The sequence below is a fragment of the Caminibacter profundus genome (assembly GCF_054657155.1).
This window is the reverse complement of the sequence record NZ_BAAHXC010000001.1, coordinates 342,958-358,366: the sequence shown is the minus strand read 5'-3', so window position 1 is coordinate 358,366 and position 15,409 is coordinate 342,958. Positions and strand designations below refer to the sequence as shown.

Here is a 15,409-nt window from a genome sequence, read left to right as displayed (position 1 = left end):
TTTATATATCATCAGCAAAATCGTGGATATTTTGCATAATTTTTGGGAAAGTGTTAAAGTAAATGTCTTTTGCTTTATTTAAATCTATCTGAGCTTCATTTACTTTTATTTTATCTCCACCAACACGACCTATTTTTTCAAAATAAATTCCTTGTGTCTCACAAAGTTCTTCAAATGCTTTTTCATTTTCTAGTTTTATTTCTACAAATGCACGGCTAAGACTCTCAGCAAAAATATCTTCTGGGTTTTGAACTTTGATATTAAGTTCAAGCCCTTTATCACTAATACAAGCCCATTTATAAGCAGCAATTGCAGCTCCACCAGTACTTATATCTTTTGCGCTTTCAATCAAATCACTCTCAAGTACTTTCCATAGTTTAAGTTCTTTTTCAAAATCAACCTCAGGATGGACTCCAGCCACTTTTCCTCCAAATACTTTTAAGTATAAACTTCCTCCAAATTCTGGTTTTGTCTCACCTAAAATATAAATACTATTCCCTTCACTTTTTAATTCACTGCTTCTAAAATCATCACTTGCTCCAACCATTGCAATTTCTGGTGTTGGATAAACACCCTCACCTTCATTTTCATTATAAAGTGAAACATTTCCACTAACTACTGGAGTATTAAGAGCAACACATGCTTCCTTTATTCCTTCACATGCCTCTTTAAATTGCCACATAATCTCAGGATTTTCTGGATTTCCAAAGTTTAAACAGTCCGTAATTGCTAAAGGTTTAATTTTTTTAACGGCAATATTTCTCCCTGCTTCCATTACACTAGCAGCTGCTCCAAGACGAGGATTTATATAACAAAATCTTGCATTTGAGTCACAGCTCATTCCAAGATATCTTCCATTCTCTTTTACTCTAATTACACTTCCATCAACTCTTTTTGTATCAACCGTATTTGTTTGAACCATTGAATCATATTGCTCATAAATCCAAGCTTTATCTACAACTTCACTCTCAGCTAAAAGTCTTTCAAACGCAACTTGTGGATCAACTTTTGGTATTTCTACATTTTTAATTGTTTTTAAGTATTCAGGCTCTTTAACAGGACGACATAGTTCAGGTGCTTCTTCTGTAATAGGAGCTACTGGAATTTCAGCTACTTTTTCACCATACCAGTATAACTCAACATTTCCACTATCTGTAACTTCACCAATAACCTCAGCATCAAGGTCATATTTTTTGAAAATTTCAATAATTTTATCTTCATATCCTTTTTTTGCACAAATAAGCATTCTCTCTTGAGATTCACTAAGCATCAATTCATATGGGTTCATACCCTCTTCTCTCATTGGCACTTTATCTAAATCCAGTCTAAGCCCACTTCCACTTTTTCCTGCCATTTCAAAACTACTAGAAGTTAGCCCCGCTGCACCCATATCTTGAATACCTATAATATAATCAGTTTTAAAAAGTTCTAAACACGCTTCCATTAATAATTTTTCAGTAAATGGGTCACCTACTTGAACTGTAGGTCTTTGATCTTCATCACCTTCTTTAAAGCTATCACTACTCATAACAGCACCACCAAGTCCATCACGACCTGTTTTACTTCCTACATAAATTACAGGGTTTCCTATCCCCTCTGCTTTTGCATAAAAAATCTCATCCTGTTTTGCAAGGCCAAGAGCAAATGCATTCACTAAAATATTTCCTTTATAACACTCTTCAAACGCAGTCTCACCTCCAATTGTAGGCACACCAACACAGTTTCCATATCCAGCAATCCCAGCAACAACTCCACTAAGCAAATGTCTATGAAGTTTTGCTTTTCTCTCATTTCCTTTAATATCAGCAAATCTAATTGCATTAAGGTTTGCAACAGGTCTAGCACCCATTGTAAATACATCTCTTAAAATTCCACCAACACCAGTAGCTGCACCTTGATAAGGTTCAATAAAGCTTGGATGGTTATGGCTTTCCATCTTAAATACAGCCGCCATTCCTCCACCAATATCAATTACGCCCGCATTTTCACCAGGTCCTTGTATAACCCAAGGAGCAGATGTTGGAAATCCTTTTAAATAAATTTTACTTGATTTATAACTACAATGTTCACTCCACATTGCACTAAAAACACCAAGTTCGACTAAATTTGGCTCACGTCCTAAAATTTTTACAATATGCTCATAATCATCTTTACTTAATTTATGCTGTGCTAAAATTTCATCAAGCTGACTTTTATCAATTTCCATAAATCCCATATCAGACCTTTTTTATTTGAATTTTACCATTAAAATTCAATATTCTCAATATTTTTTTTCTCAGCAAGTTTAACAATAAGCTTATGAGAGAATAACTCATGACAATTTGGACATCTTGTTGAATAAAGAGGAAACACTTTTTTACAATTCTCACACAAATACTCAAATTCAAGCTCTGCTAGATTTTGAGGCAAGTGTTTTAATGCTTCTATCTCAAAAGGTGCTTTTTTTGTGCAAATTTTGAGTTTTTTAGCAGCCAAAATATTACAAAATTTTTCTATATCAGGTATATCATTTCTATAAAAATACAAATCCAAATCTCTATAAACATCTAATATTTCATAAGCTTTTTTAGGATTAATTAAAAATATTTTCTCTACAACTTCTCTTCTTGTAAATGGATATTTTTTTAAAAATTCTAAATAACTTTCCATTTTCCATTTTCCATTTTCCATTTTAAATATTGCATTAGCTCTCTCTCTTGGCAAATCTACTCCAAGTTCATTAAATACTTCCAAAATATCTACTATTTCTTTATAATTTCCAAGTTTTTCATCAATCCAAATTAAAAGTCTAAGTGATTCAATGTCCCTTGGATAAACTTTTAAAATTTGATAAATTATATTTTTTGCTTTTTCTAAAAAACCTGCTTTATAATAAAGTAAAGATATATTTCTTAAAATTTCAATTGAATGTTGTTTTTTTTCTATTAATAAATAAAGTTTTAACGCTTTTTCATAATCACCTTTAATCTCAAATGCTCTAGCTAATAATAAAATAGCATTAATAGAATACTTGTCAATTGGCATATCTTCAATTTCTACATATTCAAATTCTTTTAATAAGTTTTCTATTTCTTTTTGCCTTAGAAAACTTCTAAGTTTTCCAAATCCAAGTGTCAAAAGAATAGTAATTAATATTATTAAAAAAAATACAATTACACTAAAAAGAGGGTCTCTATAGTCCATTTTTTCTCCATTGTATTACTTAAAACTTTAAGCTAGGAAATACGTATATTTTAGCACTGGCTAAATACACTCAACAAGAGTATAAATTTTTTGTTTTAGTCAGTACCTATATTTTCCATTACCCACATTTTTAATGTTATTATAGTATAATTGCGACATGATAACCCAAGAATCAATCGAAAATCTAAAAAGTATAATTGACATAGTAGATGTAATTGGAAATTATGTTCAGTTAAAAAAAGCTGGAAGTAATTATAAAGCTTTATGTCCTTTTCATAGTGAAAAAACCCCTTCATTCGTAGTGTCTCCAGAGAAGCAAATTTATCACTGCTTTGGATGTGGTGTAAGCGGAGATGCTATAAAATTTGTAATGGAAATTGAAAAGCTAAGTTACAAAGAAGCTATTGAAAAATTAGCTAGTCTTTATAATGTTAAACTTGAATACACAACAAACTCAAACTTTTTATCACTTGATGTGTTAGAAAAAGTGGGTAATTTTTATAAAGGTGAGCTTTATAAAAAAAAAGATGCTTTTGAATATTTAAAAAAAAGAGGTCTTTTTGATTCAACTATTGAAAAGTTTCAACTTGGTTTTGCTCCAGATAGCCTAACACAACTTCAATTTTTTAAAAATGCTAATCTAAATAAAAAAGAATTAATAACACTAGGAGTTTTAACAAATGAAGAGTATCCAAGACTAATAGAGAGAATTACTTTTCCTATTTTTTCACAAAGTGGAAAAATAATTGCATTTGGTGGTAGAACTATTACAAACCATCCTGCTAAATATATAAACTTTACTAATACTAAAATATTCAATAAATCAAAAACATTTTATGGACTAAATTTTGCAAGGGAACATATCTTAAGAAAAAAAGAAATAATAATTGTTGAAGGGTATATGGATGTTATAATGCTACATCAAGCAGGTCTTGAAAATAGCGTGGCTACTCTTGGAACTGCCCTTACAAAAGATCATTTACCAATCCTTAGAAAAATAAATCCAAAAGTATTAATAGCCTATGATAGTGATAGTGCTGGAATAAATGCTGCACTAAAGGCTAGTAAGCTTTTATTTAGTGAATTTTTTGATGGAGGGGTTGTGCTTTTTCCTGAAAATTTAGACCCAGCAGATTTGATTAGTAGTGGTAAAAATGTAGATGAATTTTTTAAAAATTCTATTTCATTTTCAGACTTTATTATAGAGTTCACTATAAAAAAATATGATATAAAAAATGTATTAGAAAAGAAAAAAGCAATTGATGAGTTTAGAGAATATATATCTACATTGCCTGAAATTCTAAAAGAAGATTTTGTAATTAAAACAGCAAGATTTTTACAAATTTCGCCAAACTATTTATTAGTAAGTAAAAAAATCTCAAGAACTAAAGATATATCAAAGAAAATAGATATTGCAGAGGCTAGTATTATAAAAACACTTTATGAAAATCCTTATTTAATGAATGAAATTGTAGAGTATTTATCAGTTGATATGTTTAAAACACATAGATATGAACTTCAAAAAGTATATGAAGAAGATTTTAACGACACAAAACTTCTAGATATTGTATTAAGAGAGGATATAAAAATATTAGATTACGATAAATTAAAAAATCAAATAAGAAAAATTTTGATACCATATTATCAAGAAAAAATAATACAACTTAAACTCAATTCATCTATTGATAACAATAAAAAAATGCATTTACTAAAAGAGCTAAATAAAAAATTAATTTCATTAAAGAAAGGATACTTAGTTGAAAGCGATATCACTTTTTAGCGGAGGGCTTGATAGTGCACTTGCTATTAAAATAATACAAGACCAAGGTATAGAAGTAGAAGGTGTTTATATTAATATAGGATTTGATGCAAATAAAGATAAAATTCTTCATTTACAAAAATTAGCAGATAATCTTGAGATTGATTTCAAAGTAATTGATGCAAAAAAAGAGTATATAGAAAAGGTTCTTTTTTCACCTGTATATGGATATGGAAAAAACATGAATCCTTGTATTGATTGTCATGCGTTTATGATTAAAAAGGCCCTTGAATATATGCCAGAGGCTGGTGCAGAGTTTATAATAAGTGGTGAAGTGGTTGGACAAAGACCTATGAGTCAAAGACTTCCGGCTCTTAATGCTGTAAACAAGTTAAGTGAAGCCAATGGCCTGCTTCTAAGACCTCTTAGTGCAAAGTTATTACCACCTACAATTCCAGAAATTAAAGGATGGGTTGATAGAGAAAAGTTATTTGGAATTAGTGGAAGAGATAGAAAAGTACAACTAAGTCTTGCTAAAAAATATAATCTTGAAGGATTTGAGTCACCTGGTGGAGGATGTCTTTTAACTGATATAAACTTTTCAAAAAGACTAAAAGATTATCACAAATATCTTCCACTAACACCAGATGAAATTAATATATTAAAAATAGGACGCCACTTCAATGTAGATGGATATAAAATAATCATTTCAAGAAATAAAGATGAAAACCCTACTTTAAAAGAATATGAAGGCAAAGTTTTTGAAAAAATGTTTATTATTAATAAACCAGGTCCAGTAGGACTTATCCAAAAAAATGCTCCAATTGAAATTAAAATTAAAGCCGCTGATATGATGGTAAGTTATACTAAATTTAATGAAGCAGATGTAAAGATTTCTGCAGAAGTTTTTCAAGGGAAAAAGAAAGAGAAAAATGAGTTTAAAAATTATCTAATTTAAAACTTTTTTCACATCCCCATATGAATTCAAAGGACAAAAGATGATATTAGAAGCCGTTAAATATATGATATTAGGAATGGGGGTTGTATTTATATTTTTGTATGTAATGTCTGTTGTATTAGAATTGCAATATAAGTTACTTTTAAAATTTTTTCCTAAAAGTTTTGAAGACAAAACCTCAACTAAACCACAACCTTCTAAAAGAGAAAAATTAAAAAAAATAGCTGCAATTGCTGCTTCAATTCATCATATGAAAAACTATAAAAAGAGGCAAAAATGAAAAAAAAATACATTGATGTAATGGATACTACTTTTAGAGACGGTTTTCAGTCTGTATTTGGTGGTAGAGTATTGATGAAAGACTTTTTACCAGCTTTAGATGCCGCAAAAGAAATTGGGATAAATCATTTTGAGTTTGGTGGTGGAGCAAGATTTCAGAGTCTATTTTTCTATTTAAGAGAAAATGCTTTTGATATGATGGATGCTTTTAGAGAAAAAGTAGGAAAAGAAGCTAATCTTCAAGTTTTAGCAAGAGGTATTAATACTGTAATGCTTGATACAGGAAGTAGAGAACTTATTGATCTATTTGCAAAACTATTTGCAAAACATGGTACAACCACTGTTAGAAATTTTGATGCATTAAATGATGTTGATAATTTAGAGTACTCTTCTCAATGTATCAAAAAGTATGGAATGAAACATGAAGTAGTTATCACTATAATGGACCTGCCTCCAGGATGTATTGGAGCTCACACTCCTGAATTTTATGAAAAAAAATTAAGAGAAATTTTAGATAGAGGAATAGAATTTGATTCATTAGCATTTAAAGATGCAAGTGGTACAAGCTCTCCTCAAAAAGTTTATGAAACAATCAAAATGGCTAGAAAACTTTTAGGAAATGATGTGCATATTAGACTACATACTCATGAAACTGCAGGAGTTAGTGTAGCTTGTTATTTAGCAGCACTTGAAGCAGGAGTAGATGGAATAGATTTAGCAGCAGCCCCTGTTAGTGGTGGAACAAGTCAGCCAGATATCATTACAATGTTACACGCTGTAAAAGGTAAACCTTATGATTTAGGCGGACTTGATATGGAAAAAGTATTAGAATATGAAGAAGTATTGAAAGAATGTTTAGCTGATTACTTCATTCCACCAGAAGCTACTCATGTTAGTCCATTAATTCCTTTTTCTCCAATGCCAGGAGGAGCACTTACTGCAAATACTCAAATGATGAGAGATAATAAAATTTTACATAAATACCCTGAAGTTATTAAAGCAATGAGAGAAGTTGTAGAAAAAGGTGGGTTTGGTACAAGTGTTACTCCTGTTAGCCAATTTTATTGGCAACAAGCATTTAATAATGTAATGTTTGGTCCTTGGAAAAAAATTGCTCCAGGATATGGAAAAATGATACTTGGGTATTTTGGAAAAACTCCTGTTAAACCAGACCCAGAAACTATAAAACTAGCAAGTGAACAGCTGGGATTAGAACCAACTACAGAAAATCCATTAGATATTGCTGATAGAGATGAGACAAAATCTATTGCATATTGGAAAAAAAGATTAAAAGAAGAAAATATTGAAATTACAGAAGAAAATATTTTTATTGCAGCATCTTGTGGAGATAAAGGTATTGCATTCTTAAAAGGTGAAAGCCCATTAATGATAAGAAAAAAAAGTGATATAGAGGAGGAAAAAGTGAGTAAAAGTAGCGGAATTTATACTGTCATAGTAGATGGTGAAAAATTTGTGGTAGAAATTGCTGAAGGAAATGTTGAAGTTAAGTCACAAATGGAAAAAAAAGAAACTGAAACTATAAAAGAACCTAATGTGTTAGGAGAATCTGCACCTGGTATGACAGAAATTAAAGCAGCAGTACCTGGGACAGTATGGAAAATAGTTGTAAACCCAGGAGATAAAGTAAAAGCTGGAGATAAAATAATGATACTTGAATCTATGAAAATGGAAATAGATGTCCCAGCACCAAAAGATGGAATAATTGCTCATATTGCTGTTAAAGTAAATGATACTGTTGAAGAAGGCCAAGTTTTGGCTACAATGGAGTAAGAAATGAAAAATAAAATTACATCTTTTTTATTAGCACTTAGTATTTTTATTATTCCTCTTAGTGCTTTAGCAACAGTTTCACACTTTACTTCAAACAACATCAAAACTGAAGAAACACAAATTCAAACTACTAAAAACGATAAAGTAAAAAGTAAAAGTTTAGGAGAGCTACTCTATAACTTTTATAAAACCACAGGAATATATGCATTTTTAAATCCTCAAGATAATGTAACTAATGCAAAAGGCGACAAAGTAAGTAAATTTCACCAAAGTTTTGGACGCATTATTATGATAGGTATTTCATTTTTGCTTTTTTATTTAGCTATTGCAAAAGGATTTGAACCACTCCTTTTAATACCTATTGGATTTGGTGGATTATTAGCAAATATTCCATTAGCTAATATTATTGGTGAAGGTGGGTTTATAGGGGAACTTTACAAATCTGGTATTGCCAATGAGTTATTTCCTATTTTAATATTTATGGGTGTAGGAGCTATGACTGACTTTGGACCCCTGCTCTCAAGACTAAAAACAGCACTACTTGGAGCAGCAGCTCAATTTGGTATTTTTGGAACTTTAGTAGGTGCAGTGCTTTTAAGTCATTTTGGAGTTTTTGATTTTACTTTGCAACAAGCTGCAGCTATTGCAATTATTGGTGGTGCAGACGGACCTACTACAATTTTTATTGGAAGTAAATTAGCCCCTGAGCTATTAGGCGCTATGGCAGTTGCTGCTTATAGTTATATGGCACTTGTACCAGTAATTCAACCTCCTATTATGAAAGCCTTAACAACTGAAGAAGAGAGAAAAATTAAAATGAAAACAGGTAGAAAAGTAAGTAAATTAGAAAAAATGCTATTTCCTCTAATAGTACTATTACTTACAATTTTAATTTTGCCTGAATCAGCTCCACTTATTGGTGCATTAACTTTTGGTAATTTTATAAGAGAGTCTGGTGTGGTTGAGAGATTATCTAAAACTTTACAAAATGAATTAATTAATATTGTTACAATATTTTTAGGACTTGCAGTTGGTTCGAAACTTGCAGCAGAATATTTTTTAGTCCCAGAAACTTTAGGAATTTTAATTTTAGGACTTGTAGCATTCTCAATTGGAACAGCAGCAGGTGTTATAATGGGTAAAATTATGAATAAATTTTCAAAAGAACCTATCAATCCATTAATTGGAGCAGCTGGAGTTAGTGCTGTGCCTATGTCTGCAAGAGTCGTAAATAAAGTTGGAATGGAGAGTGATAAAACTAATGTTTTATTAATGCACGCAATGGGGCCTAATGTGGCTGGAGTAATTGGCTCAGCTGTTGCAGCAGGAGTCTTAATCTCTATTTTTTAAAACTTTTCCTATTTTTATTTTATTTTTATATATCGATTGTCTACTAACCAATTATATACTTTACTTATAATTCCTCCGGCTGCACTTCCTCCGTGTCCCCCATGTTCGATTAAAACAGTTACAACAAATTGAGGATTTTTATAAGGACCAAATGTTGTAAGCCATGCGTGAGAGCGATGAAAATAAGCAAGTTCATCTTCTCTTTTTCTTTTTTTAACTTCTTGAGGAATTGAATAAACTTGAGCTGTTCCTGTTTTACCTGCTATTATTATTTTTGTTTGAATATGTCTTGTAGCAGTACCTCCTGGGGCATTACAAACTTCCCACATACCTTTTCTTATCATCCAAAGAGACTTTTTTTCCTTTAACGTTAATACATCTTTTAAAATAGGTTTTGTAATATTATTGTCTATCTTTTTAACTACAAAAGGTTTTGGAAGTTTAGAACTTGCAATTAAAGCAGTATTGACCGCAACTTGAAGAGGAGTAGCTAAAAAATAACCTTGTCCTATAACAGCATTTAATGTTTCTCCAATAAACCAAGGCTGATGAAATCTTTTTGCTTTCCACTCTTTATCTGGGACAATTCCTTTTTTTTCATTTGGTAAATCTATACCGGTTTTACTTCCAAATCCCATTTTTCTAAGATTTTTTGCAATATAATCAATACCTAGTTTTAATCCCATTTTATAATAGTAAACATCAACACTTCTTTTTATTGCTTTAAATATATCAACTTCTCCTTGTCCCTCTTCTTTCCAATCCCTAAATTTCCTATTTCCTATTTCAATATAACCTGGACAATATATTTTTTTCCATGGGTTCCATTTCCCGCTTGCAATTGCAATTAAAGCTTCTGCTGGTTTTATAGTAGACCCTGGTGGATAAAGCCCACTTACAGGTTTGTTTAAAAGTGGATTATAGATATTATGGGATAAACTTTTCCATTCTTTAAAAGATATTCCTTTTACAAAAAGATTATTATTAAAACTAGGAAAACTTACAAGCGCTAAAACCTCTCCGTTTGTTCTCATTACAATCACTGCACCTTTTTTATTCTCTTTTTTTAATAAGTCATAAATAAATTTTTGTAACTTAGTATCAATACTAAGTGTAATTGAGTGTGTTTTTGGAGGTTTTACAGATAAAACACTTAATATCTCATTTTTTGCATTGACTATAACTTTTTTCTCTCCAGAAACTCCTTGCAAAATATCATCATAAAACCTTTCAATACCCCTTTTTCCTGAAATTTGAGTAAGTTCTATTACTTTATTTCTCTGTAGATCTTTTGCATTTGCTTTTGAAACATATCCTAAAACATTTGAAAGATACTCTTTATATGGATATTTTCGAATATACGTAGGTGTGAATTTGATATTTGTATCTTGAGATAGAAGTGGTTCAATTCTATATACTTCATCTTCACTTAAATATCTCAAAACTGGAATTGGTTTATGATTATAGGGAGAATTTTGCTTTTTATATGTATAAAAAACTTTAGTTTTATTAATATCTATAACCTCAGCAATGTTTTTAATAGTAGCATTTAATTCTGTATCTTTTAAGTGAGGTTTTAGTGTCAAATTAAATCTAAGTTCATTTAATGCTACAGGAGTATTGTCTCTATCATAAATTATACCCCTAATTGGTGCAATAGGAATTTCTTTAATAATATTCTTTTGAGATAGTTTTACATATTTTTCGTGAGAAAGAATACTTAGACTATATACTCTATAAATTAAAAGTGTAAAAAAAAGAAAGATTACTCCTATTACAATGTTGGTTCGCATTTAAAAATCCTAATAATTGCAATATCAAATGCTATATTGTAAAAAATATATATTAAGTAAAAATTATTAAATCCGAAAAGAGGAAATAACAAAATATAAATAATTATAGATGAAACAACCGGCTTATATGTTTTATTTAATAGATTATCTATTCTTTGATATACAAATAGCTTATACAATAAAAAAAGACTAAACAAATATAAAGCTTTAATCCCCCAAATTCCATGCATTATAGAAAAAAGACCTAAATAAAAAGCTCCTATTAATAAACTCTCACAATAAATAACAACACTTAAAGCTAAAGGGAAAAATAAAAACTCACTATTTAAAATAACAACAAAAAATAAAAAAACAAGTTTCACAAATAAGTAATTAAAGCTATTTCGTTGCAATTTGGAAAAAATTTGCATTTTATACAGTCCGCCCATATTTTTTTATCAGGAATTGCTTCTTTTTCAATCTCAATAAATCCAAGTTTTTCAAAAAAATCCTTTTGATATGTTAAAACTAATACTTCTTTTAATTCAAGATTCTTAGCTTCTTCAATTAAATTCTCTACAAGTTTTTTACCAAGTCCTTTTCCTTGGTAGTTTTTATCAATTGCTAAAGAGCGAATCTCTCCTAAAAAAGGAGAATAAATATGTAAAGCCCCAACTCCTATTGGTTTTTTATCATCATATAAAATTTGATATGAGCGAATATTAGTAGCTATCTCATCATCATCTCTATTTAAAATTATCCCCTCTTCTACATAAGGTTTTAATACACTTTTTATATCAATAATATTTTTAAGAGTGGGTTTAACTATTTTTATCATACTCACCCCAAAGAATTTCATTTATTTTTTTTCTAACTTCTTCTATCCCTCTTTTTTTAAGATTTGATACAAAAAGTGCATCAGGATATTTTTGTTTAAGTTTTGCAAATTCACTTTGTTTTAATTTATCAATTTTTGTAAAAACAGTAAGAATTTGCTGGTCATTCCTTAAAAAACTTTTTAAATATTCATCTACATTATTATCTATATCCAAGTCAGGATGCCTTGCATCTCTTAAATGAATAAAAAGCTTTATATTGAATCTCTTTTTTAAAAATTCATCTAAATTTTTTCCCCACTCTTTTAGCATACTTTTTGAAACTTTAGCATATCCAAACCCAGGCAAATCAACAAGTACATACTTTTTACCTGTATCTTCAACCTCAAAAAAGTTTATAAGTTTTGTCTTTCCAGGAGTTTGAGATACTTTTGCAATTTTTTGATTTGTAAAAGAGTTTAAAAAACTACTTTTTCCTACATTACTTCTACCAAGTAATGCAACTTCTGTAAAATTCGGTTCTATCGCTTCTTTAATACTAGGCGCTGATTTTAAAAATTTTACTTTCATTAGTCTACCTTTATTATAATATTTACTGGTTTTTTATTTCCACTTACCTTTATATCTTTTGTATAGCGATTTATTTTAATTAAATCACCGCTTATGCTTTCATTTGTCTCTATTCTTTTAATAAATGCATTTCCTTTTAAAATAATATCCCCACTTTTTATTAAATATGTCAGTTTATTACATTTACCTTTATAGGTTGAATTTTTGTCTAAACTCAAAATAAATTTTACATTTTGCAAAGCTTCAAATTTTATAGGCTTTTTTTGTTCATTAAAGTACACATACATTTTATCTGCTAAAATATTATCTTGTCCTCTTGTTGCATTTACATCTCCACTAAAAATACTAACCATTTTTTTTGAATCATATATAAAATTTTGACTTCTAACTCTCAAATCTTGAGCCATTAAAAAAACCGTAATAAAAATCAATATATATTTTTTCATTATTTAACCTTTAAAAAATAATCAATATTCTTTGCATAAACATTTTTTTCTTTATCTACTAAAAAACTATCCCCAAAACCTATATAAGATTCTGATACAATCTTAAACCTGCCTCCTTTTAACACACAAGTTTGCCTATTATATGTAGCATTTTTAGTAAAAATATTATATTCCCATGTTTTATAAAAAACATCTACTCCACTTAAGATAGGTTTTTGATAATTAATGAGCTTTGCTTTTATCAATTCTTTTTTTACAAAGTCAAAAAGATAAAAATCAAACGCTCTTAGTTCCTTTCCTAAAACTTCAAGTTTTTTAAAGCTTCCTCTCTTTATAAGGTTTGTATCATATACAAAATACTCTCCATTGTCTATAACTGTTGGAGTAATATTTTTATCTACAAAAGCTTTTATTTTTGGTTGGTTGCTTTCATATATTGGATAAATCATAACAATAATCATAAAAATTATAAAAAAAATTAATTTTTTTCCCATAATTCCAAAAATTTCTCAAATAAGTTTTCTTCTCTTAATAAAATTTCTATCATCTCTGCTACTGCACCTTCCCCACCTTTATTTTTAAGAGGATGTGAAACATAATTATAAATATAAGGATTTGAATTAGAAGGTGCAAAACTTTTTTTAACAAGTTTCATCATTGACAAATCATTCATATCATCCCCAATTACAGCAACTTCATTTAAGCTAATACCAAGTTCATTTACTATTTGTTTAAGCTCATAAGCCTTATTTCTTATACCTTGTCTTACAAATTGAATATCTAATTCTTTTGCTCTTTTTTCTACTATGTTAGAAGTTCTTCCTGTAATAATAGCACTTTTTTTACCAAGATTATTCCATGATTTGATCATAAGCCCATCTTTTATATTAAAAGCCTTAATCTCTTCACCACTATTTGCATAATAAATCTTACCATCAGTTAACGTTCCATCAACATCTATTACAATAAGTTCTATCATTTCAAACCTTTTATAAGTAAGTTTTAGAGGTTGTAGGGGTAATAGAGGTAATAAAGATATTAGAGGTTTTAGGGGATAACCCCTACTAACCCTTCCAACCTCTACTAACCTTTACAGCCTTTATAACCTTTATTAACCTTTACTAACCCTTTACCAGCCTCATATAACTCCCTTTGTAGAAGGCACTCCACTCTCTCTATAAGACAATGCTCTTCTTAATGCAACCGCAAATGATTTAAATGCACTTTCAACTATGTGATGTTTATTTGTACCTCTTTTATAAATTATATGAGCTGCTATTTTAAAATTAAATACAAGTGATTTAAAAAACTCTTCAATAAGCTCCAAATCAAAATCTCTAATTGCTCCGTCCCTTGGCATTTCATATACTAAATAAGGTCTTCCTCCGATATCTAAACTAACCTCAACTGCTGCTTCATCAAGTATACATATAGCATTTGAAAATCTCTCAATATTTTTAACAGGAAAAACTTCCTGATTTAAAGCTTCTCCTAAAACAATTCCCACATCCTCAACAGTATGATGATAATCCACATAAATATCACCCTCGCAAAATACTTCAATATCAATACCACTATGTTTTGCAAGGGTTTCTAGCATATGGTCAAAAAAACCTACTCCTGTTGAGATATTTGCTTTTCCACTTCCATTTATATCAACTTTTACTACTATTTTTGTTTCTTTTGTCTCTCTTTTTATCTCTCTCATTTAATCTCCTATTACAAATCCACTTATTTTATTTTTTATCATAAACCTCTTAGCTTCTTTATAACTCTTAAATCCTGTAATATATACTTTATAAAAATTAAAGCTTTTTATGACAACAGTATTATATCCTAATTTTTGGTATTTTTTAGATAGTTTCTTAGCTCCTTTTTCATTTATAAAAGCACCTACTTGAACTTTATATCCACTAACATAATTTTTTCCTTTGAAACCTAAAACAGTAAGTTTTACAGGAGCAGTACCTACAACATCAAGTCCAATTTTTTTTCCTGCAACATAACTTAAATCAATTATTCTACCTTTCACAAAAGGTCCTCTATCATTTATTCTAACAATAACACTTTTTCCATTATTAAGATTTTGAACTTTTACTATAGTATTCATAGGAAGAGTTTTATGAGCTGCTGTAAAAGCATACATATTATAAATTTCACCGTTACTAGTATATCTTCCATGGAAATTCGGCCCATACCAACTCGCAATTCCGCGCTGAGTCCAGCCTATAGGCACTTTATTTAGAGGATAATAAACCTTTCCATTAATCACATATGGCTTTTTAGTTGGATGCAAACCGGATGTATTTACAGTTGTATTATAACTTCTACTAGCACATCCTAAAAATAATGTTATTACTAAACTAAAAACTTTTTTAATATGTTTTCTTATAAACCTCATCTCTCCCTACTTTATAATCTATTTTTCAAAGTCTTTGAGGGATTTTTAAAACTTGACCAACTCT

At 29.5% G+C, this 15,409-nt stretch carries 16 protein-coding genes; 5 read left to right on the top strand and 11 right to left on the bottom strand.

Going from position 1 to position 15,409, the window contains the following annotated elements; translation table 11 throughout:
- Window position 1: 1 nt before the first annotated feature.
- Both purL and ACYQ1U_RS01845 read right to left on the bottom strand, forming a co-directional pair.
- Complete coding sequence (purL, locus tag ACYQ1U_RS01850) at window positions 2–2,206, bottom strand: phosphoribosylformylglycinamidine synthase subunit PurL (RefSeq protein ID WP_459886364.1); 2,205 nt, start codon at window positions 2,204–2,206, stop codon at window positions 2–4.
- Between the two features lie 38 nt (window positions 2,207–2,244).
- Window positions 2,245–3,183 (bottom strand): tetratricopeptide repeat protein, encoded by a 939-nt coding sequence (locus ACYQ1U_RS01845; RefSeq protein WP_459883617.1) that lies wholly within the window; start codon window positions 3,181–3,183, stop codon window positions 2,245–2,247.
- A gap of 157 nt (window positions 3,184–3,340) precedes the next feature.
- Here ACYQ1U_RS01845 and dnaG point away from each other — a divergent pair, with 157 nt between their 5' ends.
- From dnaG to ACYQ1U_RS01820, 5 genes are read left to right on the top strand one after another with little or no spacing between them, the layout of a single operon-like run.
- A complete protein-coding gene (gene dnaG / locus ACYQ1U_RS01840) occupies window positions 3,341–4,963 on the top strand; it encodes a DNA primase (protein ID WP_459883615.1) in 1,623 nt (540 codons plus the stop codon).
- Window positions 4,941–5,900 carry an argininosuccinate synthase domain-containing protein gene (locus ACYQ1U_RS01835; protein ID WP_459883613.1) on the top strand — a complete coding sequence of 320 codons (960 nt, stop codon included), beginning with the start codon at window positions 4,941–4,943 and terminating at the stop codon, window positions 5,898–5,900. Before dnaG ends, ACYQ1U_RS01835 begins: the two co-directional genes overlap by 23 nt.
- A gap of 40 nt (window positions 5,901–5,940) precedes the next feature.
- Entirely contained in the window at window positions 5,941–6,180 is a 240-nt protein-coding gene (locus ACYQ1U_RS01830) for an OadG family protein (RefSeq protein ID WP_459883610.1), read from the top strand.
- Entirely contained in the window at window positions 6,177–7,970 is a 1,794-nt protein-coding gene (locus ACYQ1U_RS01825) for a biotin/lipoyl-containing protein (protein WP_459883608.1), read from the top strand. The genes ACYQ1U_RS01830 and ACYQ1U_RS01825 overlap by 4 nt, the downstream gene beginning before the upstream one ends.
- 3 nt (window positions 7,971–7,973) lie before the next feature.
- Window positions 7,974–9,320 carry a sodium ion-translocating decarboxylase subunit beta gene (locus tag ACYQ1U_RS01820; RefSeq protein ID WP_459883606.1) on the top strand — a complete coding sequence of 449 codons (1,347 nt, stop codon included), beginning with the start codon at window positions 7,974–7,976 and terminating at the stop codon, window positions 9,318–9,320.
- 14 nt (window positions 9,321–9,334) lie between these two features.
- On the opposite strand, the gene mrdA is transcribed toward ACYQ1U_RS01820, so the two are convergent.
- The 9 genes from mrdA to ACYQ1U_RS01775 all read right to left on the bottom strand — a co-directional run bounded on the left by mrdA (window position 9,335) and on the right by ACYQ1U_RS01775 (window position 15,345).
- The gene (gene mrdA, locus ACYQ1U_RS01815; protein WP_459883604.1) at window positions 9,335–11,113 is read right to left on the bottom strand and encodes a penicillin-binding protein 2; all 1,779 of its coding nucleotides are present in this window, start codon (window positions 11,111–11,113) and stop codon (window positions 9,335–9,337) included.
- Window positions 11,095–11,475 (bottom strand): hypothetical protein, encoded by a 381-nt coding sequence (locus ACYQ1U_RS01810; protein ID WP_459883601.1) that lies wholly within the window; start codon window positions 11,473–11,475, stop codon window positions 11,095–11,097. The genes mrdA and ACYQ1U_RS01810 overlap by 19 nt, the downstream gene beginning before the upstream one ends.
- A complete protein-coding gene (locus tag ACYQ1U_RS01805; RefSeq protein WP_459883599.1) occupies window positions 11,472–11,930 on the bottom strand; it encodes an N-acetyltransferase in 459 nt (152 codons plus the stop codon). Before ACYQ1U_RS01805 ends, ACYQ1U_RS01810 begins: the two co-directional genes overlap by 4 nt.
- Window positions 11,914–12,498, bottom strand: coding sequence for a ribosome biogenesis GTP-binding protein YihA/YsxC (gene yihA, locus ACYQ1U_RS01800; RefSeq protein ID WP_459883597.1), 585 nt, complete (start codon window positions 12,496–12,498; stop codon window positions 11,914–11,916). The genes ACYQ1U_RS01805 and yihA overlap by 17 nt, the downstream gene beginning before the upstream one ends.
- Window positions 12,498–12,944 (bottom strand): lipopolysaccharide transport periplasmic protein LptA, encoded by a 447-nt coding sequence (lptA, locus tag ACYQ1U_RS01795; RefSeq protein ID WP_459883595.1) that lies wholly within the window; start codon window positions 12,942–12,944, stop codon window positions 12,498–12,500. The genes yihA and lptA overlap by 1 nt, the downstream gene beginning before the upstream one ends.
- Window positions 12,944–13,393, bottom strand: a complete 450-nt coding sequence (locus tag ACYQ1U_RS01790; RefSeq protein WP_459883593.1) for a hypothetical protein — start codon at window positions 13,391–13,393, stop codon at window positions 12,944–12,946. The genes lptA and ACYQ1U_RS01790 overlap by 1 nt, the downstream gene beginning before the upstream one ends.
- Window positions 13,394–13,422: 29 nt before the next feature.
- A complete protein-coding gene (locus ACYQ1U_RS01785; protein WP_459883590.1) occupies window positions 13,423–13,923 on the bottom strand; it encodes a KdsC family phosphatase in 501 nt (166 codons plus the stop codon).
- Between the two features lie 159 nt (window positions 13,924–14,082).
- Window positions 14,083–14,652 (bottom strand): imidazoleglycerol-phosphate dehydratase HisB, encoded by a 570-nt coding sequence (gene hisB, locus ACYQ1U_RS01780; protein ID WP_459883588.1) that lies wholly within the window; start codon window positions 14,650–14,652, stop codon window positions 14,083–14,085.
- Window positions 14,653–15,345 carry a septal ring lytic transglycosylase RlpA family protein gene (locus ACYQ1U_RS01775; protein WP_459883586.1) on the bottom strand — a complete coding sequence of 231 codons (693 nt, stop codon included), beginning with the start codon at window positions 15,343–15,345 and terminating at the stop codon, window positions 14,653–14,655. It abuts the gene before it with no gap.
- Window positions 15,346–15,409: the final 64 nt, after the last annotated feature.

Excerpts from the sequence above, each read along its gene's own strand:
- purL (WP_459886364.1), bottom strand. The coding sequence starts at position 2,206 with ATGGAAATTGATAAAAGTCAGCTTGATGAAATTTTAGCACAGCATAAA.
- ACYQ1U_RS01845 (WP_459883617.1), bottom strand. The coding sequence starts at position 3,183 with ATGGACTATAGAGACCCTCTTTTTAGTGTAATTGTATTTTTTTTAATA.
- dnaG (WP_459883615.1), top strand. The coding sequence starts at position 3,341 with ATGATAACCCAAGAATCAATCGAAAATCTAAAAAGTATAATTGACATA.
- ACYQ1U_RS01830 (WP_459883610.1), top strand. The coding sequence starts at position 5,941 with ATGATATTAGAAGCCGTTAAATATATGATATTAGGAATGGGGGTTGTA.
- ACYQ1U_RS01825 (WP_459883608.1), top strand. The coding sequence starts at position 6,177 with ATGAAAAAAAAATACATTGATGTAATGGATACTACTTTTAGAGACGGT.
- ACYQ1U_RS01820 (WP_459883606.1), top strand. The coding sequence starts at position 7,974 with ATGAAAAATAAAATTACATCTTTTTTATTAGCACTTAGTATTTTTATT.
- mrdA (WP_459883604.1), bottom strand. The coding sequence starts at position 11,113 with ATGCGAACCAACATTGTAATAGGAGTAATCTTTCTTTTTTTTACACTT.
- ACYQ1U_RS01805 (WP_459883599.1), bottom strand. The coding sequence starts at position 11,930 with ATGATAAAAATAGTTAAACCCACTCTTAAAAATATTATTGATATAAAA.
- yihA (WP_459883597.1), bottom strand. The coding sequence starts at position 12,498 with ATGAAAGTAAAATTTTTAAAATCAGCGCCTAGTATTAAAGAAGCGATA.
- lptA (WP_459883595.1), bottom strand. The coding sequence starts at position 12,944 with ATGAAAAAATATATATTGATTTTTATTACGGTTTTTTTAATGGCTCAA.
- ACYQ1U_RS01790 (WP_459883593.1), bottom strand. The coding sequence starts at position 13,393 with ATGATTTATCCAATATATGAAAGCAACCAACCAAAAATAAAAGCTTTT.
- ACYQ1U_RS01785 (WP_459883590.1), bottom strand. The coding sequence starts at position 13,923 with ATGATAGAACTTATTGTAATAGATGTTGATGGAACGTTAACTGATGGT.
- hisB (WP_459883588.1), bottom strand. The coding sequence starts at position 14,652 with ATGAGAGAGATAAAAAGAGAGACAAAAGAAACAAAAATAGTAGTAAAA.
- ACYQ1U_RS01775 (WP_459883586.1), bottom strand. The coding sequence starts at position 15,345 with ATGAGGTTTATAAGAAAACATATTAAAAAAGTTTTTAGTTTAGTAATA.